Source organism: Bradyrhizobium sp. CCBAU 51627, from assembly GCF_028128765.1.
Lineage (GTDB): Bacteria > Pseudomonadota > Alphaproteobacteria > Rhizobiales > Xanthobacteraceae > Bradyrhizobium.
Map to the genome: position 1 here is coordinate 150,802 of NZ_LBJG01000026.1, position 23,269 is coordinate 174,070.

General features: G+C 63.9%; 21 protein-coding genes. 7 read left to right on the forward strand and 14 right to left on the reverse strand.

Features of this window, described 5'->3' with window-relative positions:
• From XH88_RS23245 to XH88_RS23260, 4 genes are all read right to left on the reverse strand, one after another.
• Entirely contained in the window at positions 1 to 693 is a 693-nt protein-coding gene (locus tag XH88_RS23245) for an amino acid ABC transporter permease (protein WP_271670617.1), read from the reverse strand.
• 4 nt (positions 694 to 697) lie between these two features.
• Positions 698 to 1,429, reverse strand: a complete 732-nt coding sequence (locus XH88_RS23250; RefSeq protein ID WP_209960586.1) for an amino acid ABC transporter permease — start codon at positions 1,427 to 1,429, stop codon at positions 698 to 700.
• A gap of 116 nt (positions 1,430 to 1,545) precedes the next feature.
• The gene (locus XH88_RS23255) at positions 1,546 to 2,457 is read right to left on the reverse strand and encodes an amino acid ABC transporter substrate-binding protein (RefSeq protein WP_271670618.1); all 912 of its coding nucleotides are present in this window, start codon (positions 2,455 to 2,457) and stop codon (positions 1,546 to 1,548) included.
• A 90-nt stretch (positions 2,458 to 2,547) separates the two neighbouring features.
• Positions 2,548 to 3,942 carry a M20 family metallopeptidase gene (locus tag XH88_RS23260; RefSeq protein ID WP_271670619.1) on the reverse strand — a complete coding sequence of 465 codons (1,395 nt, stop codon included), beginning with the start codon at positions 3,940 to 3,942 and terminating at the stop codon, positions 2,548 to 2,550.
• Between the two features lie 240 nt (positions 3,943 to 4,182).
• Here XH88_RS23260 and XH88_RS23265 point away from each other — a divergent pair, with 240 nt between their 5' ends.
• On the forward strand, positions 4,183 to 5,562 hold the full coding sequence (locus XH88_RS23265; RefSeq protein ID WP_271670620.1) for an LLM class flavin-dependent oxidoreductase: 1,380 nt from the start codon (positions 4,183 to 4,185) through the stop codon (positions 5,560 to 5,562).
• A gap of 113 nt (positions 5,563 to 5,675) precedes the next feature.
• Here XH88_RS23265 and XH88_RS23270 read toward each other — a convergent pair whose 3' ends face one another.
• The 4 genes from XH88_RS23270 to XH88_RS23285 all read right to left on the reverse strand — a co-directional run bounded on the left by XH88_RS23270 (position 5,676) and on the right by XH88_RS23285 (position 10,939).
• Entirely contained in the window at positions 5,676 to 7,337 is a 1,662-nt protein-coding gene (locus XH88_RS23270) for a thiamine pyrophosphate-binding protein (protein WP_271670621.1), read from the reverse strand.
• A gap of 256 nt (positions 7,338 to 7,593) precedes the next feature.
• Positions 7,594 to 8,097: a GFA family protein gene (locus tag XH88_RS23275; RefSeq protein ID WP_271670622.1), complete on the reverse strand. Its 504-nt coding sequence runs from the start codon at positions 8,095 to 8,097 to the stop codon at positions 7,594 to 7,596.
• A 98-nt stretch (positions 8,098 to 8,195) separates the two neighbouring features.
• Positions 8,196 to 9,323, reverse strand: a complete 1,128-nt coding sequence (locus tag XH88_RS23280) for an alkene reductase (RefSeq protein ID WP_271670623.1) — start codon at positions 9,321 to 9,323, stop codon at positions 8,196 to 8,198.
• 119 nt (positions 9,324 to 9,442) lie between these two features.
• Positions 9,443 to 10,939, reverse strand: a complete 1,497-nt coding sequence (locus tag XH88_RS23285; RefSeq protein WP_271670624.1) for an aldehyde dehydrogenase family protein — start codon at positions 10,937 to 10,939, stop codon at positions 9,443 to 9,445.
• 187 nt (positions 10,940 to 11,126) lie between these two features.
• Here XH88_RS23285 and XH88_RS23290 point away from each other — a divergent pair, with 187 nt between their 5' ends.
• Positions 11,127 to 11,972 carry an SDR family NAD(P)-dependent oxidoreductase gene (locus XH88_RS23290; protein WP_271670625.1) on the forward strand — a complete coding sequence of 282 codons (846 nt, stop codon included), beginning with the start codon at positions 11,127 to 11,129 and terminating at the stop codon, positions 11,970 to 11,972.
• Between the two features lie 8 nt (positions 11,973 to 11,980).
• On the opposite strand, the gene XH88_RS23295 is transcribed toward XH88_RS23290, so the two are convergent.
• From XH88_RS23295 to XH88_RS23310, 4 genes are all read right to left on the reverse strand, one after another.
• A complete protein-coding gene (locus tag XH88_RS23295; protein ID WP_027562959.1) occupies positions 11,981 to 12,187 on the reverse strand; it encodes a hypothetical protein in 207 nt (68 codons plus the stop codon).
• Positions 12,188 to 12,259: 72 nt separating this feature from the next.
• Positions 12,260 to 12,673, reverse strand: coding sequence for a Rieske (2Fe-2S) protein (locus XH88_RS23300; protein ID WP_271670626.1), 414 nt, complete (start codon positions 12,671 to 12,673; stop codon positions 12,260 to 12,262).
• Positions 12,674 to 12,678: 5 nt separating this feature from the next.
• Positions 12,679 to 13,791 (reverse strand): amidohydrolase family protein, encoded by a 1,113-nt coding sequence (locus XH88_RS23305; RefSeq protein WP_271670627.1) that lies wholly within the window; start codon positions 13,789 to 13,791, stop codon positions 12,679 to 12,681.
• A 12-nt stretch (positions 13,792 to 13,803) separates the two neighbouring features.
• Entirely contained in the window at positions 13,804 to 14,865 is a 1,062-nt protein-coding gene (locus XH88_RS23310; RefSeq protein ID WP_271670628.1) for an amidohydrolase family protein, read from the reverse strand.
• A gap of 274 nt (positions 14,866 to 15,139) precedes the next feature.
• Here XH88_RS23310 and hydA point away from each other — a divergent pair, with 274 nt between their 5' ends.
• A complete protein-coding gene (gene hydA, locus XH88_RS23315) occupies positions 15,140 to 16,594 on the forward strand; it encodes a dihydropyrimidinase (RefSeq protein ID WP_271670629.1) in 1,455 nt (484 codons plus the stop codon).
• Between the two features lie 125 nt (positions 16,595 to 16,719).
• Here hydA and XH88_RS23320 read toward each other — a convergent pair whose 3' ends face one another.
• Positions 16,720 to 16,860 carry a hypothetical protein gene (locus tag XH88_RS23320; protein WP_271670630.1) on the reverse strand — a complete coding sequence of 47 codons (141 nt, stop codon included), beginning with the start codon at positions 16,858 to 16,860 and terminating at the stop codon, positions 16,720 to 16,722.
• Between the two features lie 79 nt (positions 16,861 to 16,939).
• On the opposite strand from XH88_RS23320, the gene XH88_RS23325 reads away from it, so the two are divergent.
• The 3 genes from XH88_RS23325 to XH88_RS23335 all read left to right on the forward strand — a co-directional run bounded on the left by XH88_RS23325 (position 16,940) and on the right by XH88_RS23335 (position 20,204).
• The gene (locus XH88_RS23325; protein WP_271670631.1) at positions 16,940 to 17,509 is read left to right on the forward strand and encodes an alpha-ketoglutarate-dependent dioxygenase AlkB; all 570 of its coding nucleotides are present in this window, start codon (positions 16,940 to 16,942) and stop codon (positions 17,507 to 17,509) included.
• 282 nt (positions 17,510 to 17,791) lie between these two features.
• A complete protein-coding gene (locus tag XH88_RS23330; protein ID WP_333909264.1) occupies positions 17,792 to 18,724 on the forward strand; it encodes an alpha/beta hydrolase in 933 nt (310 codons plus the stop codon).
• 256 nt (positions 18,725 to 18,980) lie between these two features.
• Positions 18,981 to 20,204, forward strand: coding sequence for an ABC transporter substrate-binding protein (locus XH88_RS23335; RefSeq protein ID WP_271670640.1), 1,224 nt, complete (start codon positions 18,981 to 18,983; stop codon positions 20,202 to 20,204).
• A gap of 134 nt (positions 20,205 to 20,338) precedes the next feature.
• On the opposite strand, the gene XH88_RS23340 is transcribed toward XH88_RS23335, so the two are convergent.
• The gene (locus XH88_RS23340) at positions 20,339 to 21,901 is read right to left on the reverse strand and encodes an adenylate/guanylate cyclase domain-containing protein (RefSeq protein WP_271670633.1); all 1,563 of its coding nucleotides are present in this window, start codon (positions 21,899 to 21,901) and stop codon (positions 20,339 to 20,341) included.
• 190 nt (positions 21,902 to 22,091) lie between these two features.
• Here XH88_RS23340 and XH88_RS23345 point away from each other — a divergent pair, with 190 nt between their 5' ends.
• Positions 22,092 to 23,183 carry an enolase C-terminal domain-like protein gene (locus tag XH88_RS23345; RefSeq protein ID WP_271670634.1) on the forward strand — a complete coding sequence of 364 codons (1,092 nt, stop codon included), beginning with the start codon at positions 22,092 to 22,094 and terminating at the stop codon, positions 23,181 to 23,183.
• Positions 23,184 to 23,269: the final 86 nt, after the last annotated feature.

Here is a 23,269-nt window from a genome sequence, read left to right on the forward strand (position 1 = left end):
CTAGCGGATGATGGCGATGCGCGTCTGGAGGCGGCGGACGCCGTAGGACGCGATACAGGAAATGGTGAAGTAGACGACGGCCGCAAACAGATACATCTCGACCAGGCGGCCGTCGCGCTGCGCGACCTTGCTGGCGGCACCGAGGAAGTCCGTAATCGACAGCACGTAGACCAGCGAGGTGTCCTGGAACAGCACGATGGTTTGCGTGATCAGCACGGGCAGCATATTGCGGAAGGCTTGCGGCAGCACGACGTAACGCATGGTTTGCGCGTAGGTCAGGCCGAGCGCGCTGGCGGCGGCCGGCTGGCCCCGCGAGATCGACTGGATGCCGGCGCGCATGATCTCGGAGAAGTAGGCCGCCTCGAACATGATGAAGGTGATGAGCGAGGACGCGAACGCGCCGACGCTGATCGGCCGCGAGGCCCCGGTCAGCCACTGTCCGATATAGGGCACCAGGAAGTAGAACCAGAAGATCACCAGCACCAGCGGCAGCGAGCGCATGAAGTCGACATAGAGGCCGGCAATCTGTCCGAGCACCCTGAAGCCCGAAAGACGCATCAAGGCGATCGCCGTGCCGAAGACCAGGCCGCCGAGGGCGGACAGCGCCGTCAGCATCACCGTGAAGCTCATGCCCTCGTAGAACAGATAGGGCAGCGCGCGGATGATGACGTCGAAATCGAAATTGCTGAACATGGCGCTATTTCCCCGTGATGTAGCCGGGGATCGCGACATAGCGCTCGAGGAAGCGCATCGCGGTCACGACGACGGCGTTGACGAGGAGATAGAGCAGCGTTGCGGCGGTGAAAGCCTCGAACACCTGGAACGAGAATTCCTGCATCGAGCGCGCCTCTCCGGTCAGCTCGAGCAGGCCGATGGTGATGGCGACCGCGGTGTTCTTGATGGTGTTGAGGAACTCGGAGGTCAGCGGCGGCAGGATGATGCGGAACGCCATCGGCAGCAGCACGTAGCGATAGCCCTGCACCGTCGTCAGCCCGAGCGCGGTCGCCGCCATTCTCTGCCCCCTGGGCAGCGACGAAATTCCCGCCTGCAATTGCACGGCAACGCGGGCCGACATGAACAGGCCGATGCCGATCGCAGCGGTCCAGAACGGCGCATTCGGCAATTGCTTCAGCCACAGGCCAGCAGATTTCGGCAGCAGTTCCGGCAGCACGAAGAACCACAGGAACAGCTGCACCAAGAGCGGCATGTTGCGGAAAAATTCGACGTAGGCGAAGCCGAACCAGTTGGCGCCTTTCGACGGCAACGTGCGCATCACGCCGACGACCGAGCCGGTGATCAGAGCGATGATCCAGGCCAGCACTCCGGTTTCGAGGGTCAGCGCCAGTCCCGACAGCAACAGGTCGAGATAGGTGCCGGTCCCCATCGGGTTCGGCTGGAAAAAGATTCCCCAGTTCCAATGGTAGTTCACGTGTCCCCCGCGCGAACGCGCCAGTCAGAGATGTTCCGCCGCCTATGCAAATGTCCGGCCACTCTGGTGTCAAGAGTGGCCGGACATGATCCCGATCGAAAGATCGAGGTTTTATCCTACTTGTAGTCGTCCGGGTTCGGCGAGTCCGAAGGCTTGGCGAACTCGTGCTTCAGCTCAGCCGAGATCGGCGTGTTGAGATTGAGGCCCTTGGGCGGGATCTTGCTCATAAACCACTTGTCGTAAAGCTTCTGGCCTTCTCCGGAGGTGTAGAGCGCGGCCGTCGCGGCATCGACCACCTTCTTGAACGCGACGTCGTCCTTGCGCAGCATGATGCCGTAGGGCTCGGGCTTGGAGAACGCATCCTTGGAGATGACGTAATCGGACGGATTCTTTGAGCCGGCAACGAGGCTGGCGAGCAGGATGTCATCCATCACGAAGGCAACAGCGCGATCGGTCTCAACCATCAGAAAGGCTTCGGCGTGGTCCTTGGCCGGGATGATGTTGGCGCCGAGCTTCTTCTCGACGTTGGCTTCGGTCAGCTGCTTGATGTTGGTGGTGCCGGCGGTGGAGACCACCGTCTTGCCCTTGAGGTCGTCGATCGACTTCAGCCCGCTCGACTTTTTGAAGACGTAGCGGCTGGCGGTCAGGAAGTGGGTGTTGGTGAACCACACCTGCTTCTGGCGCTCGGCGTTGTTGGTGGTCGAGCCGCATTCGAGATCGATGGTCCCGTTGGCCATCAGCGGGATACGGGTCGCGGAGGTGACGGGATTGAGCTTCACCTCGAGCTTGTCGAGCTTGAGCTCCTTCTTCACGGCGTCGACGATCTTGTAGCAGATGTCCATCGCGAACCCGACGGGCTTCTGGTTATCGTCGAGATAGGAGAACGGGATCGAGGAGTCGCGGAATCCCAGGGTGATGGCGCCGGTGTCCTTGATGTTCTTCAGCGTGCCGGTCAGCTCCGCGGCCCCAGCCTGGCTGACAACGAAGGTCGCGGCGAGCGCGAGCCCGATGTGACGGAAATGTTTCACTTTTAGTCCCCCTTTCAGGATGATGCGGCCGGATGCAAGCACAAATCGGCCCGGATTAGAATGTGACTTTCGGCTGGATGGCGGCCCAGGTTAACGGGCCGAGGTCAGTGGCTTCGGTAATTCCCCCAGATCCCAGAACAGCCCCGCCATGACCATCAAGGCCTCTTCAGTCAAGGGCAGCAGAATGTGCTCGTTGGGCGCATGCTGTGAGCAGCCGGGATAGGAGTGCGGGACCCAGATCGTCGGCAGGCCGAGAATCTCGGAAAACACGTCATTAGGCAGCGAGCCGCCGAAATTTGGCAGCACGGCCGGCGCCTTGCCGGTGGTCGCCCGCACTGAATCGGCCGCCCATTTGATCCAGGGGCTGTCGAAATCGGTGCGCGAGGCGGCAAAGCTCTGGGTTGCCCGCACCTCGACCATTGAAAAGCCCTTCGCAACCAGATGGGTCCTGATCACGTCGACCAGGCCGTCGACCTTGGTGCCGACCACGAAACGCAGTTGCAGCACGGCGTTGGCGTGGCCGGGAATGGCGTTGGCGGGCTTTTCGACATTGCCGGACGACATCGCCAAAACTTCCAGCGTATTCCAGGCATAGAGCCGCTCGGCCGCCGACAGGCCGTCCTCGCCCCAGTTCTCGGCGAGCGCCGGCTCGTCCGCGGTCGGGACCACCTCCACGTCGGCGAGATAGCTGCGAATCTGGTTGGTGAGCCGCGGCGGCTTCAGCGCGTCGAGCTGAAGCCGGCCGTGCCCGTCGACCAGCGTGGAAATCGCATTGACCAGGATGGTCGCGGGGTTGGCGAGCACGCCGCCCCAATTGCCGGAATGGTGGCCGCCATCGCGCAAGTTTACGTCGAGATGAATGCGGATGCCGCCGCGGCAGCCCAGGAACAGCGTCGGCCGTTCCGCGGACAGCCGCGGCCCGTCGGAGGCCATGAACAGGTCCGCTTTGAGGGCGTCGCGATTGAGGTCGCAGACCTTGCCCAGATCAGGCGAGCCGATCTCCTCGCCCATCTCGACGATGAACTTGGCGTTGAAGCCGAGCTTGCCGCCGCGGGCCTCGCGCACCGCCCGGAGCGCAGCCATGTTGATGCTGTGCTGGCCCTTGTTGTCGGCGGTGCCGCGACCATAGAGGCGAAGACCCGCCGTCGTCGTGCGCCAGGGATCGCGGCCATCGCGCCACTCGCCATCCATGCCGTCGACGACGTCGCCATGGCCGTAGATCAAGACGGTTGGAGCCGAGTCGCTCTCGAGATGCTCTGCGAACAGGAACGGCGCCTTGCCGCTGGGGGATTCGACAAGCCGGCTCGTGAAGTCGAGCGCAGAAAAGGAGGGCATCATCTCCTGTTCCAGATAGGCCCGCAGCTCGGGTCCGCGTGACGGATTCTGGCTCTCGGTCCTGTAGGCGACGCGGCGGTCGAGCTCGGCGAGGAAGGCGCCGGATTTGAAGTCGTCCCGGGCGCGGGCGATGGCGTCGGCTCTGGTCATTGCTTTCGTTTTCAAGGTTTCGAGGCGGGTGACCCTAGCGGGCTACACTGGCGATCGAAAGTGGCGGGGACTTGGATAGTTCTTGCGATTTGGTTCTTGCTCTCTTGAGATTGCTTGCCAAGGCAACAGCGCTGCTGATTTTGGCCTTGCCAATATCCAGACATATGCAAGAACTTCGCCAAATTGGGGCACACGTCTAGCATTCGAAGAGCGCTCAGTACAGGGCGCCAGGGGACCAGCATGGCCAAACAGATCAGGCTTAACGCCTTTGCGATGAATTGCGTCGCACACCAGTCACCGGGCTTGTGGACCCACCCGCGCGACCGCACCGCCGAATATAACCGCCTGCCGTACTGGATCGATCTCGCCAAGACGCTCGAGCGCGGCCGTTTCGACGGGCTGTTCCTGGCCGACGTGCTCGGCGTTTACGACGTCTATGGCAACAGCCCTGACGCAGCCTTGCGCAATGCAGCACAGACGCCGTCCAACGAGCCGCTACTGCTGCTCTCGGCGATGGCGGCGGTGACGGAAAATTTGGGCTTCGGCGTCACCAGCAATCTCTCCTTCGAGCCGCCCTACCCGTTCGCGCGGCGGATGTCGACGCTCGACCATCTCACCGAGGGACGGATCGGCTGGAACGTCGTCACCGGTTATCTCGACAGCGCCGCGCGCGGCGCCGGCAAGGACAAGCAGACCGGGCACGACGACCGCTACGACATCGCCGACGAATATATGGAAGTCGTCTACAAGCTCTGGGAAGGCAGCTGGGAGGACGACGCGGTGCTACGCGATCGCAAGCGCGGCATCTTCACCGATCCCAGCAAGGTTCATCGCATCAATCATGAGAGCGCGAACTACCGCATCAACAACACCATCCATCTCAGCGAACCGTCGCCGCAGCGCACGCCCGTGCTTTATCAAGCCGGCACCTCGCCGCGTGGCCGGCTATTCGCGGCCAAGCATGCCGAATGCGTCTTCATGTCGGGGCCATCGGCCAAGATCATCGCGCCGCGCGTCTCCGCTATCCGCCAGGAAGCTGCCGCGCTCGGCCGCAACCCGGCCGAGATCCTGATGTTCAACATGATGACGATCATCCTCGGTAACACCGAGGCTGAAGCCGCGGCGAAATACGCCGATTACCGCTCGCATATCAATCCGGAAGGCGCGCTGGCGCTGATGTCCGGATGGACCGGCATCGATTTCTCCGGCTACGAGCTCGACCAACAGGTCCGCCACGTCCAGAACGATGCCGGCCGCAGCGCACTCGACAACGTCACCCGCGGCGATCCCGACCGCGTCTGGACCGTGCGCGACGTCATCGAGCATGTCGGTATCGGCGGCGCCGGCCCGGTCGTGGTCGGCACGCCTGAGAGCGTCGCCGACAAGATCGAGGATTGGTTCGAGAAGACCGACGTCGACGGCCTCAATGTCGCGTTTGCGATTTCACCCGGCGATTTCGAGGACATCGCCGACATGCTGGTGCCGGAGCTGACCAGGCGCGGGCGGTACAAGAGCGAATATGCGAAAGGCACGCTACGGGAGAAATTGTTCGGCAATGGGCGTGCGCGGTTGGATGCGCCGCACCCGGCGGCAGGACATCGGGTAGGGAAGAAAGGGTAAGCTCCCTCCCCGTCATTGCGAGCGAAGCGAAGCAATCCAGAATCTCTCCGCGGAGACAGCCTGGATTGCTTCGTCGCAAGTGCTCCTCGCAATGACGCCGGTGGCGATATGCCCTACACCTTTTCGTCCACCATCACCTCGATCAGCTTCGTCCCCGGCCGATTGAATGCCGACGCCAGGGTCGCGTTCAGTTCGCGCGAATCGCTGATCTTGATCGCTTCACATCCCAGCGCCTTGGCGACGCCAGCAAAATCAACTGGCGGATCGACAAAATCCATGCCGACATAATTGTCGTCGCCATGGAACGCGAGCAGCCGTTGTTTGATGATGCGGTAGCCGCCGTTGTTGGCGATGACGACGTTGAGCGGCAGCTTGTGATGCGCAGCGGTCCACAACGACTGGATCGAATACATCGCGCTGCCGTCGCCCGAGAAGCAGACGACGGGACGATCCGGATTGGCGATGCTGGCGCCGACCGAGGCCGGCAGGCCCCAGCCGATGCCGCCGGACGCGAGGCCGTGATAGCCGTAGCGGTCGCGATGCGGACGCAGCGCCGAAATCTGGCGGCTGGAGGTGAGGCCCTCGTCGACGAGGATGGCGTTTTCAGGCATCGCCTCGACCATCTGCAGCACCAGAAAATCCGGATCGATCGGCGAGCGGCCGGCGCTCCTGCCGATCTGCTCGACCAGAGCGGCGCGCCGCGCAGTCCAGTTCCTCGCCGCGAGCTCGGCGAGCCGCTGCTTGGCGCGGCTTGCGAGTGTTGCTCCGCCCATCTCCTTCAGCACCGGGATCAGTGCGCGCAGCGTCTCCTTCACATCCGCCTTCAGCGCGATCTCGGCCCCGTAGTTCTTGGCGATCTCCCAATCGACCAGGCCGACCTGCACGATGCCGAGTCCGTCCGGCAGCGCATCGACCTCGCTATGGACCGACATTCGCAGAGGATCGCCGCCCAGCGCAATCAGGAGGTCGTAAGGCGCGAGCGTGTCGCGCGCGACTTTCTGCACGCGTGCCAGTGTGCCGACGAAACTCGGGCTCTCCGAGAGGAAGTGTGCGCCATAGGGCGTCGAGGACTGGTAGGCGGCAGCGCCAAGCAACTCGGCGAGCTCGGCGGCCTCCTTCAGCGCGTCGCTCTTGACCACCTCGTCCATGGTGACGATCACGGGACGTTCGGCCTTGAGCAGGCGCGCGGCGAGCGCCCTGAGCGCCTCATCGGATGGCCTTGCGCGCGCATCGATGCGGGTCGAGCGGCCGAGATCGATGCCGGCTTCGCTGTTGAGGATGTCGCCCGGCAGCGAGATGAACACCGGGCCGGTCGGCGGCGTCATCGCGACCTTGGCGGCGCGACGGACGATGCGCGGCAAATCCTCCAGCCGCGTCACCTCGACCGCCCATTTCACCAGCGGCTCGGCCATGCGCACCAGGGGGCCATAGAGCACCGGCTCCATCAAACCGTGGCCCTGCTCCTGCTGGCCGGCGGTGAGGATCATGGGCGTGCCCGTGAACTGGGCGTTGTAGAGCGAGCCCATCGCGTTGCCGAGGCCGGGCGCCACATGGACGTTGCAGGCGACGAGCTTTCCGGAGGCTCGGCTGTAGCCGTCGGCGATCGCGACCACCAGGCTCTCCTGCATCGCCATCACATAGGTCAGATCAGGGTGGTCCTTCAGAGCATGCATGATCGGCAGCTCGGTGGTCCCGGGGTTGCCGAACAGATGCGTGATGCCCTCGTCCTTGAGCAGCGCGAGAAAGGCGGAGCGGCCGGTGATCTTGTTCTTCATGTTTCCTCCAGGAGCGGACGTTGCCGCAAGGACGGAAACATGATGGCCGAAGTCTTGTAAGGTGCGCAAGGAAGCGCGGTCATGGCTGCCTTGCGCGCGGTGGTCTCGTGTCCCGGACGCGGCGCAACGTGCAACGTTGCGCCGCAGAGCCGGGACCTATCGTGCATCGACACCGCCGTTGATGGGCCCCGGCTCAGCGGCGCATCACTTCGTGCTGCACCGCGTCCGGGGCATGAGAGCAGCGCCCGCAACGAAACTACATCTCCTCGCGCCCGAGCTCGAACGGGTCCTCGCCGCCAGCGCGCCTCTTCTTTTTCGAACGCTGCCAGACCACGCCGGGAAAGCCCTTCAGCGGCACCAGCGGCGCGCCGGTATAGGCCCATTCCTGCAGCTCCTCGATCGCGATGTGATAGAGCGGCTGGCGACCGGTTCGCTCCTTGAAAAGGGCACGCGGGATGTTGACCATATGCGGGCCGCGCGGTCGTTCATAGGTGATCGGCGTACCGCAATGCGAACAGAAGCTGCGCGCGGTCTTGGTCGCCTTGTCCTCGTAGCGGGTCAGCGCGGTCTTGCCCGATGTGATTCGGAAGCGCTTCTTCCAGCTGCCGACATAGGTCGCATAGGCCGCGCCATGGGCACGGCGGCTGGCGGCCGAGTGGTCGTGCCAGGCCCAGCGCGCAGGAACGTCGATCTCGAAGGAAACCTTGCCGCAGAGGCACTGGCCAGTTGCGATTCCTGCGGCGACTGCGGCTTTAGCCATCGTCTCTCTCCGTCGTCATAGCGAGCGCAGCGAAGCAATCCAGCCTTGTTCCGCGGAGCGATGCGAAGCATCGAGCCCGGAATGACGGAGGAGAATGCTCAGGCCGGCGTCAGCTCGTCATAACCAGGATAATCCGTATACCCTTTCTCCTCGCCGCCATAGAACGTCGCGCGGTTGTACGGCGTGATCGGGTAGCCGTGCTCGAGGCGCCGCGGCAGATCCGGGTTGGAGATGAAGATACGGCCGAAGGCGACGATGTCGGCGTGGCCCTCGGCGATCGCGGCGTTGGCAGTCTCACCGGTAAACCCGCCGGCGGTCATCAGCACGCCGCTGTAGTGCGGGCGGAACAGCACCATGGCGGACGGCACGTTCTCCCAGTGGACATCGGCACGGCCGGCGCCGCTGGAGCGCGGTTCGATCAAGTGCAAATAGGCAAGACCGAACTTGTCGAGCGCTTTCACCACGTGGGTGTAGAGCGGCATCGGATCGGGCTCGGCGGAATCATTGGCGATGCCGTGTGGCGATAGCCGCACGCCGACACGGTTCGCACCCCAGACGTCGATTGCGGCCTGGGTCACTTCGAGCAGCAGGCGCGTGCGGTTCTCGATCGAGCCGCCATATTGATCGGTCCGCTGGTTGCTGCGCGACTGCAGGAATTGCTCGAGCAGATAGCCGTTGGCGCCGTGGATCTCGACGCCGTCGAAACCGGCGGCGAGCGCGTTCTTCGCGGCCTGCCTGAAGGCTTCGACAATGCCCTTGACCTCATCGGTCTCCAGCGCGCGCGGGGTCTCGTAGTCGGCGAGCTTGCCGTCCGCCGTCATCGCCTTCATGCCTTCTGACCGGATCGGGATCGCCGACGCCGAGACCGGCAGTGCACCGCCGTGGAAGGAGGAATGCGAGACACGGCCGACATGCCAGAGCTGAAGGAAGATGATGCCGCCCTTGGCGTGCACGGCATCCACCACCTTGCGCCAGCCGGAAATCTGCGCCTCCGAATAGATGCCGGGCGTTGCCGGGTTGCCGCGGCCCTGCGAGAGCACAGGCGAAGCTTCGGCGATGATCAGGCCACCTTTGGTCGCGCGCTGGCCGTAATATTCGGCATTGAGCGGACGCGGGGCGAAGCTGTCGCGCTCGGCGCGCATGCGCGTCAGCGGCGCCATCGCGACACGATGCGCGAGCTTGTACGGACCGACCTGCAACGGTCTAAACAACGCCGGAAATTTCATGTGGGCCCCGAATGATGATGGAAGGATGGGAAGCATATAGCGAGGGGCGGCACCCGGAAAAGGTGCCGCCCCGCAAAAGCAGATATTCTCTCCCGTGGAATGCAGCGAGAGAACGGGCCTTACGCCGTCTTGATCCAGACGGCCTTCACGTTGAGATATTCCTCGACATGCTGCTTGCCGGACTCGCGGCCATAGCCGCTCATCTTGTAGCCGCCGAACGGCACGGCCGGGTCCATGGCCTGGTAGCAATTGACCCACACCGAGCCGGCGCGCAAGCGCTTTGCAACCGCGTGGGCCTTGGTGACGTCACGTGTCCACAGGCCCGAGCCGAGGCCGAACGTGGTGTTGTTGGCCCGCTTGACCAGCTCGTCCATGTCCTTGAACGCGATGGCGGAGATGACGGGACCGAAGATCTCCTCCTGCGCGATGCGCATGTTGTCCTGGACACCCGCAAACACCGTCGGCGAGACGAAGAAGCCTTTAGACAGCGCGCCCTCGGTGACGCGGCCGCCGCCGGCGAGCGCGCGCGCACCTTCCTTCTGGCCGATGTCGAGATAGCCGGTGACGCGGGCGAGCTGCTGCTCGGAGACCAGCGGGCCGATCTGCACATTCGGATCGAGGCCGTTGCCGACCTGCAGCTTCTTGCCGAACTCGGCGACCCTGCCGACGAATTCGTCGTAGATCGCCTGCTCGACGAACAGGCGTGTGCCGGCGCTGCAGATCTGGCCGGAATTGGCGAACACCGCCATCGCCGCGCCCGGCACGGCGGCATCGAGATCAGCGTCCGCGAACACGATGTCCGGCGACTTGCCGCCGAGCTCGAGCGAGACGCGCTTGAGGTTACCCGCCGAGGCACGGATAATCGACTGCCCCGTGACATGCGAGCCGGTGAAGGCGACCTTGTCGACGTCAGGATGCGAGGCCAGCGCGGCGCCCGCGGTCTCGCCATACCCGGGCACGACATTGACGACACCGGGCGGGATGCCGGCTTCCATCGCCAGCTCGGCGATCCGCAGTGAGGTCAGCGGCGCCTCTTCGGCCGGTTTGAGCACCACGGTGCAGCCGGTCGCGATGGCCGGGCCGATCTTCCAGATCGTTGCGGTGAGCGGACCGTTCCAGGGAATGATGGCCCCGACGACGCCGATCGGCTCTTTCAGCGTGTAGGAGAAGATTTCGCCAGGCAGCGAGTTCTCGATGGTCTCGCCGTGGATCGCGGTGGTCTGCCCGGCGTAGTAGCGCAGCATGCCGACGGCGCGCAGGCGATAGGCGCGGGTGCGGCTAAGCGGCGCGCCCATGTCGAGCGTATCGAGCTGGGACAATTCATCGAAATTCTTCTCGACGAGGTCGGCGAGCCTCAAGAGCAGGTTCTGCCGCTCGAACGGCTTGACCTTGCTCCACGGACCTTCAAAGGCGCGGCGGGCAGCGGCAACGGCGCGATCGATGTCTTCCTTGTCGCCCTCGGCAACGGTCGCGAGCAGCTCGCCGGTCGCGGGATTGTGGGACTCGAAGCGCTTGCCGGAAGCGGCATCGACCCACTTCCCGTCGATCAGCATCTGCTTGTAGGACCCGTTGGCGAACGGATGGCGCGTGATCGGAATAGCCTGCGACACAGCCATGTCTGCACTCCCTAGGTTAATGATTTGATTGGGCTCGATCTGGGCGGGATCGTTAATTCGAACAGAATACAGCGACGCCGGAAAAGCGTAAAGTCGGATTGGAACGAAGCCCTGCCATGCCGACTTGTGCGGCGTCGCGCGAACGCCATGTTATGGCTCCAACAAGAGCAAGTTCCGGAGAACAGCCATGTCGCATCCTGTCATCGCCAAAGGCAATGTCGCCGTGGTCACCGGGGGCGCATCGGGCATCGGCCTTGCCGCGGCAACCGCGTTTGCGCACGCCGGGATGAAGGTGTGCATCGTCGACGTCGACGAGACCAGGCTGGCGGAGGCCGCAACAGAACTGTCATCGATTGCAGGCCCGGCGAATGTGATGACATCTCCGGCCGACGTCAGCCGGATCGAAAGTGTGATGGAGCTGGAACATGCCGTCGGCGCGCATTTCGGCGGCACCGACCTGCTGATGAACAATGCCGGCATCCAGCCGGGCAGCACGTTGTTCGGCGAGCCCGACAATTGGCAGCGCATCATCGGCGTCAACATGTGGGGCATCATCAACGGCGCGCGCGTCTTCGCACCCAGCATGATCGCGCGCGGCAAGGCCGGCCTGATCATCAACACCGGCTCCAAGCAAGGCATCACCACCCCACCCGGCGATCCCGCCTACAACGTCTCCAAGGCCGGCGTGAAGGCGTTTACGGAAGCGCTCCAGCACGAGCTGCGCAATACGAAAGACTGCCACATCACCGCGCATCTCTTGATCCCGGGCTTCGTGTTCACGGGCCTTACAGCGAAGGGCCGCACCGAAAAGCCGGCGGGCGCCTGGACGCCGGAGCAAACGGTGGATTTCATGCTGGCGCGGCTTGAAGCCGGCGACTTCTACATCCTCTGCCCTGATAACGACGTGCCGCGCGCGCTCGACGAGAAGCGCATGCTGTGGGCGGCCGGCGACATCGTCGAGAACCGTCCGCCGCTGTCGCGCTGGCATCCGGACTACGCGGACGCGTTCGCGAGATTCGTGAAGGGAGAGTAGGCGCGAGCCTATAGCGTCTCCTGCTTGTGCCCGCAATTCTTGCAGGCGAACTTGACGCGGCTCTGGCCTTTTTCCGCCTGGACCCGGTTTGGCGCGCCGCATTTGCCGCAGACGGCCTCGATGCGGGTGGTGCCCTGCTTCACGACGATGGTCTTCTTTTCCATCGATTCCCGGATCAGGCGCTCGGCCTCTTCACGCAGGGATTGTTTCGACAAAGTTCGTCTCCGCCTCTGAAAGCGCGAGAGCCTTATCGCACTTGCGTTCGAATCTCAATCGGCAATGCCCGATCAGACCTCGACAATCACATAGGAGTCTTCGACGTGTACCGGAAATGTCTCAGCGACATACGGCCCCTTCTGCAATTCGCCACCGCGCTCAACCGCAACCGGATAGGACCGGATCTTGAACCGTTTCGGATCAAACCAGGATTGGCCATTGCGCATGTCGAACTCCCAGCCATGCCAGGGGCAGCGCAGCATCTCGCCGACGCGCGAGCGCTCGTAGACGCCCGGCTCCGGCGAGGTCAGCCGTGCCACGCAGGCGGCCTTCTCCAGCGGCGCGCCCTCATGCGGGCAGCGGTTCAACAGCGCGAAGTACTCGCCATTGATATGAAACACGACAATGTCGCGGCCGGCCACATCGACGACCTTGTTGCCGCCGGGCGGGATCTCCGAAGTCGAGGCGACGATGTGACGGGCCATGGGACTCAGAACTTGTAGACCGCGCGGGCATTGGTGCTGAATATCTTCTTGCGCTCGGCTTCGGTGAGCGGCGTCTTGAAGGCGAAGCGCGGATCGTCAAAATCCCAGTGCGGGTAGTCCGACGAGAACAGGAGACGATCGATGCCGACCCATTCGATCAGCGCGCGCAGATGCCGCGCCTCGTCCGGCTCGTCGATCGGCTGGGTGGTGAACCAGAAATGCTCGCGGACATAGTCCGACGGCTTGCGCTTGAGATGCGGCACCTCGCTGCGGAAGCGCTCGAAATGCTGGTCCATGCGCCACACCGCCGAGGGGATCCAGCCGAAGCCGCCTTCGATGAAGACGATCTTCAGTTTCGGGAAGCGCTCCGGCACGCCCTCGATGACGAGGCTGGCAAGCTGCGCCGCGATCGTATGCGCGTTGGATTGATGCTCCTCGACATAATAGGACGGCCAGCCGCCGCCGGTCGGCGGATGTCCGCCATAGCCGCCAACATGGATGCCGAGCGGCAGGTCGAGCGCCTGCGCGCGTTCGTAGATCGGCCAGTAGCGGCGGCGGCCGAGCGGCTCGTTGGCGCGCGGCGAGACGTTGATCTGGATGTATTCGCCGATTTTCGCACAGCGCTCGATCTCGGCGATGGCAAGGTCCACGCCGTCCTGCCCGACCAGGATCGAGGCTTTCAGACGGGGATCGCGATGCGACCAGAACGCCAGCTGCCAGTCGTTGATGGCGCGCTGGATCGCGGCGCCGAATTCAAGGTTCTGCTGCGAGAAGATGAAGAGATCGAGCACCTGCAAAATCCCGAACTCGACATCGAGCGGATCGAGATGCTGCTTCTGCATGAAGGCGAGATCTGAGCCGGGCGGCCCGCCGGTCGGCGGCCAGGCATCACGCCGCGCGATCAGCGGCGAGGAGCGCGGATAGGGTGTGGTAAAGAGATAGGGCGTGCGCAGATGGCTGCCATATTCCTTCAGATGCTGTTGCCAGCGCCTTGGCAGGAATTCCTTGAGATCATCGGTCGATCGCAGACTCGGATGCACGTCGCAATCGACGATGCGCAGCTTTGATGCGGCGGGCTTCTCGTCGTCACGCAGCGGACGGTCGATGACTTCACTCATGCGAATCTCCAATCAATGCAGCGACAATCGCGCAAACGTCTCCAGCGGATTGTCGACGCACATTTTTTCGATGATGCTCTTCGGCAGATGGGGCGGGATCGGATCGTCGCCATCGAACTGCCAATGCGGATAGTCGGACGCGAACAGGAACATTTTTTCGGAGCCGATCTGGTCGATGATCTCCTCGACGCTTTTGGCATCGCCAGGCGCATCGAACGGCTGCATGGTGACGCGGAAATTGTCGCGGATGATCGATGCGGGCTCGCGCTCGACCCAGGGCACCTCGACGCGGACGCCGCGCCAGGTCTTGTTGGCACGCCACATGAAGGCCGGCAGCCAGCTCACGCCTGATTCCATCAGCACGACCTTCAGGTTCGGAAACTTGCCGAACACGCCCTCGTAGATCAGGCTAAGGATTTGCGCCTGAAACGCCTGCGCTTCGACGAAGTAATATTCGTAGCGGTGTGACGGCCAGCCCGCCGAGCTCGGCGCCTGGCGATATTGCGAGCCGGCATGGATCGCGAGCGGCAGCTTATGTTTCTCCGCGAGCTGATAGACCGGCCAGAAATGCCGGCGCCCCAGCAGCGTCTCGCCCTGCGCCAGCACCAGGATGGAGACAAATCTATTATCGACGGCGCGGCGCTCGATCTCCTCGACGGCGAGGTCCCGCGCCTGCATCGGCACCACGATGGAGGCGCGCAGGCGTGGATCACGCGACAGCCACTCGGCGGCGATCCAGTCGTTGATGGCCTTGCAGAAATCCGCAGCCATGTAGGGATCGAACACCGCCTGGGCACCATAAAGCACGTTGAGGATGGCGTGGCTGGCGCCGAGCTGGTCGAACGCGCCCTCCTGCACCATGGCAAGGTCGGAGCCCGGCTTGGCGCCATTGGCCGGCCGCCAGTCGGCGCGGCCAGTGAGGGGCATGCTTGGCGGATAGGAGGTCAGATCGAGGCCATCGATGGCGCGACTCACCACCTGCTCTTTCCAGTGATCGCTGAGATAGGGCAGCAGCGTCGTACGCGTGCCGCCAACGGCCGGGTGGATGTCGCAGTCGATCCGCGTCACCGCCATGGATGCTTCCTCGCCAAGACTTTGTAGGGCGTCTTTATTGGCGACGTTCTTTGCGCCGCGAACGCAGAGTGCTCCGGCCGGTGCGGGCGCGCAAGGGCGCGGATACGTGCGATCCGTCATGGCTCGGTTGCATTTCGCAGGCGCAATACGAGGTCAGGCCGCGGTCGCGCACGGCGCAACAGCCGAGCGGCGATTGACTAAAATTTCGTCTGTCGCATCGCAAGCGGCGCGCTTAGCCTCGCCGCGTTCTGGCCCCCTCCCCTTCGGAGTTCCCATGTCCCTCCTCATCCGCGGCGGCACTGTCGTCAATCATGACCATTCGCGCCGTGCGGACGTGCTGATCGAGGGAGGCAGCATCGTTGCGATCGGCGCATCGATCGCGGCGCCGACAGGCGCGGAGATCGTCGATGCCGGCGGCGCCTACGTCATTCCGGGCGGCATCGATCCGCACACCCACCTCGAAATGCCGTTCATGGGCACCGTCACCGCCGACGATTTCGAATCCGGCACCAAGGCGGCGCTGACCGGCGGCACCACCATGGTGGTGGATTTCTGCCTGCCCGATCCCGGCCAGTCGATGCTCGCGGCCTATCAGCAGTGGCGGCACAAATCCGAGAAGGCAGCCGCCGACTATGGCTTCCACATGGCGGTGACGTCGTGGTCGAAGCAGATCTATGACGAGATGGAGACCGTGGTCAAAACCTACGGCATCAACACCTTCAAGCATTTCATGGCCTACAAGGGCGCGCTGATGGTGAACGATGACGAGCTCTACAACTCCTTCGCGCGTTGCGCCCATCTCGGCGCGATGCCTGTGGTGCACGCAGAGAACGGCGATGTCGTCGCGCTGATGCAGGAGGCGCTGATCGCGCGTGGCGTCACCGGCCCCGAGGGCCACGCCTATTCACGGCCGCCGGAAGTCGAGGGCGAAGCCACCAACCGGGCCATCATGATCGCCGACATGACTGGCACGCCTGTTTATATCGTGCACACCAGCTGCCGCGAAGCGCATGAAGCGATCGCGCGGGCGCGCGCCGCAGGTAAGCGCGTCTATGGCGAGCCGCTGATCCAGCATCTGTTGCTCGATGAGCGCGAATACCAGAACAAGGATTGGGATCATTCCGCCCAGCGCGTGATGTCGCCGCCGTTCCGCGACAAATCGCATCAGGACAGCCTCTGGGCCGGCCTGCAGGCCGGCTCGCTGCAAGTAGTCGCGACCGATCATTGCGCTTTCACCACCGAGCAGAAGCGCTTTGGCCTCGGCGACTTCCGAAAGATTCCGAACGGCACCGGTGGCCTGGAAGATCGCCTGGCGCTGCTGTGGACAGCCGGCGTCACGACGGGGCGGCTGACCAAGGAAGAGTTCGTCGCGGTCACCTCGGCGAACATCGCCCGCATCCTCAACATCTATCCACGCAAGGGCGCAGTCGCGGTCGGTTCGGATGCCGATCTCGTGATGTGGGATCCCAAGGCGACGAAAACCATCAGCGCGAAGCGGCAGATGAGCCGGATCGACTACAATGTGTTCGAAGGCTTTGCCTGCACCGGCGGACCTGCTGCGACGATCTCGCGCGGGCGCATTGTGTGGAAGGATGGCGATCTGCGCGCCGAGGCGGGCGACGGACGCTACGTCGAGCGGCCGGCATTCTCGCCGGTGCACGTGGCGAATTCGACGTGGAAGGAATTGACGGCGCCGCGAGCCGTGAGCCGCGGAGCAGTCACGCCATAAGCGTTCGGCCGCCACGCACTCCGAGATGCCTCGCGATCGCGCGCGCGGTGAGGCAAGCCATGGGGCTCGATCAGACTCAAACCGACCGAGGCCGGCGCAGCCTTCGAGCTTCAGTTTCCGGTCGCCTAGATCGCAAACACCCAGGCGGCGACGATGGTGCCGATGGTGACCAGACCCGCGATGGTCCAGCCGGCGGCATATTCCAGCTCAGGATGACCGGTCGCCCGCATGATCTCGACCGGATCGGCGGAATGCTTCCCTGCCATGACAGCCTCGCACATTACTTCCCGCGTCATAGATAAGTCGCACCAGACGCTCTGAGGTTCCATCACGGAAATGCGAGGAATGACGCAGCTTGGCTTGTTCAGCGAACCGCGGGCAGGCCCGGCGGGCCTGCGCTATGCCGACAACTTTATCGACGCCGCCACCGAACAAGAGCTGATCGGCCGCATCGCAGCATTGCCGCTCCAGCGCTTTCAGTTCGGCGCGTTCGAGGGCAACCGCCGGGTGGCGTGGTTCGGCTACCAATACGATTATTCGCAGCAGCGGCTGACCGAGGCCGAGCCGATCCCGGACTGGGTGCGGCCGGTTGCGCTTCGGGCCGAGGCATGGGCGGAGCTGGCCGAGGGCAGCGTGCGGCAAGTGCTGTGCACCGAGTACGACGTCGGTGTCGGCATCGGCTGGCATCGCGACAAGCCGCACTTCAAGGAAATCCTCGGCCTGTCGTTGGGCTCGCCATGCAAATTCCGCTTCCGCCGTCGCAGCGGCGACGAATGGGAGCGCCACACGCTCGAGGCGCTGCCGCGCTCGCTCTACATGATGGAGGGCGAGGCGCGCTCGCAATGGGAGCACAGCATCCCGCCGGTCGGGGCGCGCCGCTACTCCATCACCTTCCGGACGATGAAGCAGGCCTGACCACCACGAAATTGCGAAAACAACCCCATGCACAGTAGAACGGCCGCCCCGCCCCACGGCGCGGCCGCAGGCGGCAACGGCCTGACACGCCGGGCCAAAACGGCCCTCCGGCGCATTCGCTGCATGGCCCGTACATTGCGTTCAGATGTGCAGGAATGCGGACCAAGCCACGGTGCCGTGAAATCGCCGCAAGATAAACCAACAACACGAACTCATAAGGCGAATGAAAAGACAGACCAAACCGGCGCTCCAGGATGGAGCGCGCAAGGTCGGCACCTCATGATAAAGAATTCTCTCGCATTCTTCCTTGTTCTGACCATGACGGCGGCCTCGGCACATGGCCTGCTGCCGGTGCGGCCAATCGCGCCGTCCGATCTTGTCCTGACAGGCCTTATCGATAGCGACACCACGGCCGGCGGCGTCGCACGGCTGTGCGAGCAGGTCACCTTCTCGCGGGGCCTACGCTATGGCGACAGCGAGGCCAACGTGCTCGACGTCGCGACCAGCGAGGCCACCAAGGCGGACACGCCGCGGCCGGTGCTGCTGTTCGTGACGGGCGATACGTTTACGGGCGACCGCGGGACGCCGGAGCTGTCCCGCGACATCCAGGACGCAGCAATGTGCTTTGCCGCGCGCAACGGCATGATCGGGGTGCGCGTGAACTATCGGCTGGCGCCGGCAGCGACCTGGCCGATGGGGGCGACCGACGTCGCGGCGGCACTGTCGTGGGTCCACGGCAATATCGATCTGTTCAACGGCGATGCCCGCGAAATCGTCGCGGTCGGCTACCGCGCCGGCGCCTTCCACGTCGCGAGCCTGCTGGCGCATCCGGAGCTCCAGGCCGACCGCGCCGATGTCGCCGCGGTGGTGCTGGTGTCCGGCATCTATCGCGCCGGCAAGAACGCCAGTGACAGCGAGAAGGCTTATTTCGGCACCGACGCCAGTCTCTATGACAAGCGGTCGGTGTTCCCCGGCATCCTCAATGTCGACGAGCCAATCGTGCTGGCCTGGGCCGCCAACGATTCGGCGAACCTGATCGCGCAGGGCGAGACCCTGAAGAAGACGCTCTGCGGCTCCGGCCACTGCCCGCGCACCACGATCCTGCGCAGCCACGACGGCATCGCGGCTGCCTTCGGCCTCGACGGCTCCGGCGACAGCCTCGCGGAGCCGACGCTGCTCCTGGTGCATCAGCTGGAGGCGCGGGGGCTGCCATAGGGCTGCGAAACGCACGCCAACTATTCGCACCATTTGCTGGGCCTTCTCCCCGGCCCGCCCCCACGGCGGACGAGAGGGGGAGGTCGCAACGCATCGCGGGGATCTCTCAAGGCCCGTCAACACGCCTGCCATTTCCCTCTGCCAGTCATGCGCGGCTGTTACCCAGCCACAGGATCGCCAAACCCCTGGCGTAGGGCAACTCGCCTTGGTGCTGACTGAGCCGATCTCGTTGGGGGCCAACGATTGGGTGCCGAGCATGCGCGTCACCGGCAGACTGCTGTTCGCTTTGATCGCGGCGCTCGCCTCGCTCGGGGCGATGTCGCAACAACGTTCGGATCAACCCGATTCCGACAAGGAAATCCGCATCGGCAACATCGTGCCTTATTCGGGGCCGCTGTCCGAATTCGGCGCGATCGGCAAGGCGGAAGCCGCCTATTTTGACATGGTCAATGATCGCGGCGGCATCAACGGCCGCAAGGTCCGCTTCATCACCCGCGACGACAATTCAGATCCCGCAACCGCGCTGGACCTGACCCGAGATCTCGTGGAGAAGGAGGACGTTGATCTGATGTTCGGATCGTTCGGCACTCCGGGCAATCTGGCCACACGCCGGTACTTGAACGAAAAGAAGATCCCGCAGCTGTTCGTCGCCTCCGGCGACGAGGAGCTGAGCCAAGCCAGGGCGTTTCCCTGGACCATGGGCTGGCAGCCGGCGTTCCGCTCGGAGGGGCGCATCTATGCCAACTACATCCAGGCCTATTATCCCCGGAAGAAGATCGTCGTGCTCTGGCAGAACGACCAGTTCGGCCGCATGCTCTACAAGGGTATCCAGGAAGGCCTCGGCGACCTGAACCGTCACGTCCTCGTCGACGTCGCCTTCGACATCTCGGACCAGCATCTGGAAGGACACGTCTCGATCCTCAAGCGCGCCGGCGCAGACATCTTCGTCTTTCTCGGCGTGCCGTCGACGGCGTCCAAGGTGATCCAGCTCGCGGCGTCGCTGAATTGGCACCCGGTCATCATCGTCAACGATGCCTCGGCCTCGATCGCGAATGCGATGGCGCCCGCGGGGCTGGAGAATTCGGCCGGGGTGATTTCAGCTGCATTTCTGAAAGATCCGAGCGATCCCTCCTGGAAGAACGATCCCGCCATGAAGGATTGGTTTGCTTTCATGGACAAGTACCACCGGGTCGAAAGCACGAACAACAGCGCAGCACTCTTTGGCTACGCCGCCGCTGAAGCATTGACCAAGGTGCTGAGGCAGTGCGGCGACGACTTGACGCGCGAGAACATCATGCGCCAGGCCGCATCGCTGCGGGACTATCACCCCTCCGTGGCGCTGCCGAATATCAGGATGAACACCTCGCCCGACAGCTATCTGCCGATCAAGCAGATGCGGCTAGTCCAGTTCGACGGCCGCTCGTGGCAGCCGTTCGGAGAGGTGATCGAGACCGCGTTCACGGAAGGGGCGGCAAGGTAGGACGTATCACGCCCGCCTTTTGCAAGGGCGCGTTCCCTCCCCCCTTGTGGGGGCCCTCCAGGGGAGGGTTAGGGAGAGGGGTACCCACACCGGGACTCTCTCGATCAGAAAGCGGCCAAGCAAATCCGCAAACCTCACGCCGGCCTGAGCGCGGCCAGCGCACTCTCCAGCAGCGAGCGTACTCTTGCCGTATCACCTGACTTCACCACGGCGGGATCGAGATAGAGCTCAAGGCCCGGCGCGCGCTCGGTGATCACCCCGCTCCGCTGCGTCGCCGCGTCGTTGAGCGCATCGACCGAATAGGGAATGACCTCACGGCTGATGCCCTTCATCGTGATCGCCGGCAGCGCGTGGGCGCGGACGATGTCGCTGACGAGGGCAAAGGTCTCGTAGCTCAGCACGATGCCGCCGGGCTCGGCGATCGATTGCAGCCGTGCGGCAAGGTTCGCTTCCGCGCCGATGATGGTGTAGTCCATGCGGTCGCTGCTGCCGAAATTGCCGACATTGCAATAGCCGGAATTGATCCCCATGCGCGAGCGGAACGGCTGCTCGATGCCGGACGCCCGCCATTTCGCGTTGAGCTCGGTGAGACGCTGCTGCATGCGCCAGGCCATCTGCAGGCAGGCCTGCGCATCGGCGCGGTCGCCCTTGGTCTCGGGGTCGCCGAAGAAGATCAGCATGGCGTCGCCGATGAACTTGTCGACGGTGCCGCCATATTCATGTGCGATCGCCGACATCTCGGTGAAATATTCGTTGAGCAGCTGGGTCAGCAATTCGGGCTGCAGCCGCTCGGTGGTCGCGGTGAAATTCTGGATGTCGGAGAAGAAGATCGTGAGCTTCTTGCGCTCGGTGTGGATGATGACGTCCTTCTGGCCGGAGAAGATGCTCTTGTAGACCTGCGGCGGAATGTAGCGCGAGATCTTCATCGACAGCGAGGCCAGGAAATCGTTGGCGGATTCGAGCTCCTTGTTCATGCCCTTGATGCGGCTGGCCTGGCGCCGCTGCAGCGAAAGGAACGACAGACCGCTGCCGGCCGCAATCAGGAAATAGGCCAGCAGGAATTTGAACGAGAAGATGTTGGCGGCGATCGGCTGGGCGATGATGACTTCCTGGATGCCCCTGACGTCGCCGACCTTCCAGTCCCTCTTCGGGCTTTCGGGATGGCTGTTGTGGCAGCTCACGCAGGCCGGGCCCATCGTGACAGGCGCGACCAGGCGCACCTTGTCGGAGAATAGCGACGTCTCGGTGTCGACGATCTTCTGCTCGGGATCGGCGCGCAGCGCCGCCAGCGCATCCTTCTCGAACTTGTCGAGCTGGTGCGGGGCGCGATTCTGGAACGGAAAGTCCGAGACGAAGCGGTAGGTGATGTTTTCCTGCTGGGCGCCGATCACCCGGCCGAGCTCCAGCGACAGCGTTGCCGGGATCGGGACCGCGCCGGGGACCGATTCGTAATTGTGCACGACCTTGGTCGTACCGCCGGGGTTGGCTAGGATGCGCCCGACCACGTTGGAAGCATAATAGCTGCGCACGCTGGTGATGACGGAATTCAGGTCGGCCGCCTGACGGCGCAGCGCGGTCTTGCTCAGCTCGGTGAGGTCGAGCCAGACCGCGAGCGGCAGAGCGAGCAGGAGGAAGGCGATCACCGCCCCTGTCAGGATGCCGCTCTTGCGCTGCTCTTCGGCGATCTGTCGTTTCACTTGATGGCTCCGTTGTGAGCGTTTTGTCGCGAATTCGGGGGATTTGCGGCACAACATGCGCCTTGCACAGAGCCAATAAACGCGCGCCCGCGCAACCCCATTTTATGGTGGTCGCAGCCCCAGGCTTTTCGTTTCATGACGAATGTTTAAGATCGACATCAACCAGCATTGACAATCCGGACCGAGGGCCATGACCGAAACTATCCGCATCCGGCGCTTCAACGCGCGCCCCGTGATCGTGCCGATGAACCTTCCGCTCAAGACCTCGACCGGGGCGGTGGCCAAGGCGCCGCTGGTGCTGATCGACTGCGAGACCGACCAGGGCGCGGTGGGCCACGCCTATCTGTTCTCGATCACGCCGTCGGCGCTGAAGCCGCTGACCGCCATGGTCACGGAAATGTCGGATCTCGTCGCCGGCGACGAGCTGCTGCCGTTCGAGATCGAGCGCAAGCTGACCCGGCACTTCACGTTGCTCGGGCTTGCCGGTCTGCAGCGCGTGGCGCAATCGGGCATCGATATGGCAGCCTGGGACGCGCTGGCCCGCGCCCGCGGCCTGCCGCTGGCCCGCCTGGTCGGCGGTGCGCCGAAGCCGGTCAAGGCTTACAATTCGAAGGGCCTCGGCATCATGCCGGCGGGAGCTGCGGTGGAAGAAGCGCACAAGCTGCTGGCCGAGGGCTTTCACGCCGCCAAGATCCGCCTCGGCCGTCCTGATGCGCGGGAGGACCTCGCCGTCGTACGCGCCGTGAGAAAAGCCGTCGGCGACGAGGTGACGCTGATGTGCGACTACAACCAGGCGCTGACCGTGACCGAGGCGATTCGCCGCGGCGAGATGCTCGACGACGAAGGCTTGAGCTGGATCGAGGAGCCGATCCGCCACGACGATTATTCGGGCTGCGCCCGCATCGCGGACGCGCTGCGGACGCCGGTCCAGATCGGCGAGAATTTCGACAGCGCGTTCTCGATGCAGGCCGCGCTGTCAGCCGAAGCCTGCGACTACGTCATGCCCGACGTGCAGCGCATCGGCGGCGTCAGCGGCTGGCTGCGTGCCGCCGCGCTCGCCCACGCCGCCGGCATCGAGATGTCGACGCACCTGTTCTCGGAAGTGAGCGCGCAGCTGCTCTGCGTGACGCCATCCGCGCATTGGCTGGAATATGTCGACTGGGCGGACGCGGTGCTGGCGACACGGCTGAAGATCAAGGATGGCTTTGCGCTGCCGGGCGAGGAGCCCGGCAACGGCCTCGCGTGGGATCAGGCGGCGGTGAAAAAATATCTCGTGAGCTAAAGCGGGATGAGGTTAGGTTGAATCGATTTGGGATTCCCAAATCAGCTTCTTTCTGATTCACCATGCTGGCTGGAAGGAGGCCAGCA

What these genes read in the sequence shown, in the direction of transcription:
- XH88_RS23335 (WP_271670640.1), top strand. Translation starts at nt 18,981, where the DNA reads ATGCGCGTCACCGGCAGACTGCTGTTCGCTTTGATCGCGGCGCTCGCC.
- XH88_RS23345 (WP_271670634.1), top strand. Translation starts at nt 22,092, where the DNA reads ATGACCGAAACTATCCGCATCCGGCGCTTCAACGCGCGCCCCGTGATC.
- hydA (WP_271670629.1), top strand. Translation starts at nt 15,140, where the DNA reads ATGTCCCTCCTCATCCGCGGCGGCACTGTCGTCAATCATGACCATTCG.
- XH88_RS23265 (WP_271670620.1), top strand. Translation starts at nt 4,183, where the DNA reads ATGGCCAAACAGATCAGGCTTAACGCCTTTGCGATGAATTGCGTCGCA.
- XH88_RS23285 (WP_271670624.1), bottom strand. Translation starts at nt 10,939, where the DNA reads ATGGCTGTGTCGCAGGCTATTCCGATCACGCGCCATCCGTTCGCCAAC.
- XH88_RS23280 (WP_271670623.1), bottom strand. Translation starts at nt 9,323, where the DNA reads ATGAAATTTCCGGCGTTGTTTAGACCGTTGCAGGTCGGTCCGTACAAG.
- XH88_RS23305 (WP_271670627.1), bottom strand. Translation starts at nt 13,791, where the DNA reads ATGAGTGAAGTCATCGACCGTCCGCTGCGTGACGACGAGAAGCCCGCC.
- XH88_RS23325 (WP_271670631.1), top strand. Translation starts at nt 16,940, where the DNA reads ATGACGCAGCTTGGCTTGTTCAGCGAACCGCGGGCAGGCCCGGCGGGC.
- XH88_RS23245 (WP_271670617.1), bottom strand. Translation starts at nt 693, where the DNA reads ATGTTCAGCAATTTCGATTTCGACGTCATCATCCGCGCGCTGCCCTAT.
- XH88_RS23260 (WP_271670619.1), bottom strand. Translation starts at nt 3,942, where the DNA reads ATGACCAGAGCCGACGCCATCGCCCGCGCCCGGGACGACTTCAAATCC.
- XH88_RS23290 (WP_271670625.1), top strand. Translation starts at nt 11,127, where the DNA reads ATGTCGCATCCTGTCATCGCCAAAGGCAATGTCGCCGTGGTCACCGGG.
- XH88_RS23320 (WP_271670630.1), bottom strand. Translation starts at nt 16,860, where the DNA reads ATGGCAGGGAAGCATTCCGCCGATCCGGTCGAGATCATGCGGGCGACC.
- XH88_RS23310 (WP_271670628.1), bottom strand. Translation starts at nt 14,865, where the DNA reads ATGGCGGTGACGCGGATCGACTGCGACATCCACCCGGCCGTTGGCGGC.
- XH88_RS23275 (WP_271670622.1), bottom strand. Translation starts at nt 8,097, where the DNA reads ATGGCTAAAGCCGCAGTCGCCGCAGGAATCGCAACTGGCCAGTGCCTC.
- XH88_RS23300 (WP_271670626.1), bottom strand. Translation starts at nt 12,673, where the DNA reads ATGGCCCGTCACATCGTCGCCTCGACTTCGGAGATCCCGCCCGGCGGC.
- XH88_RS23270 (WP_271670621.1), bottom strand. Translation starts at nt 7,337, where the DNA reads ATGAAGAACAAGATCACCGGCCGCTCCGCCTTTCTCGCGCTGCTCAAG.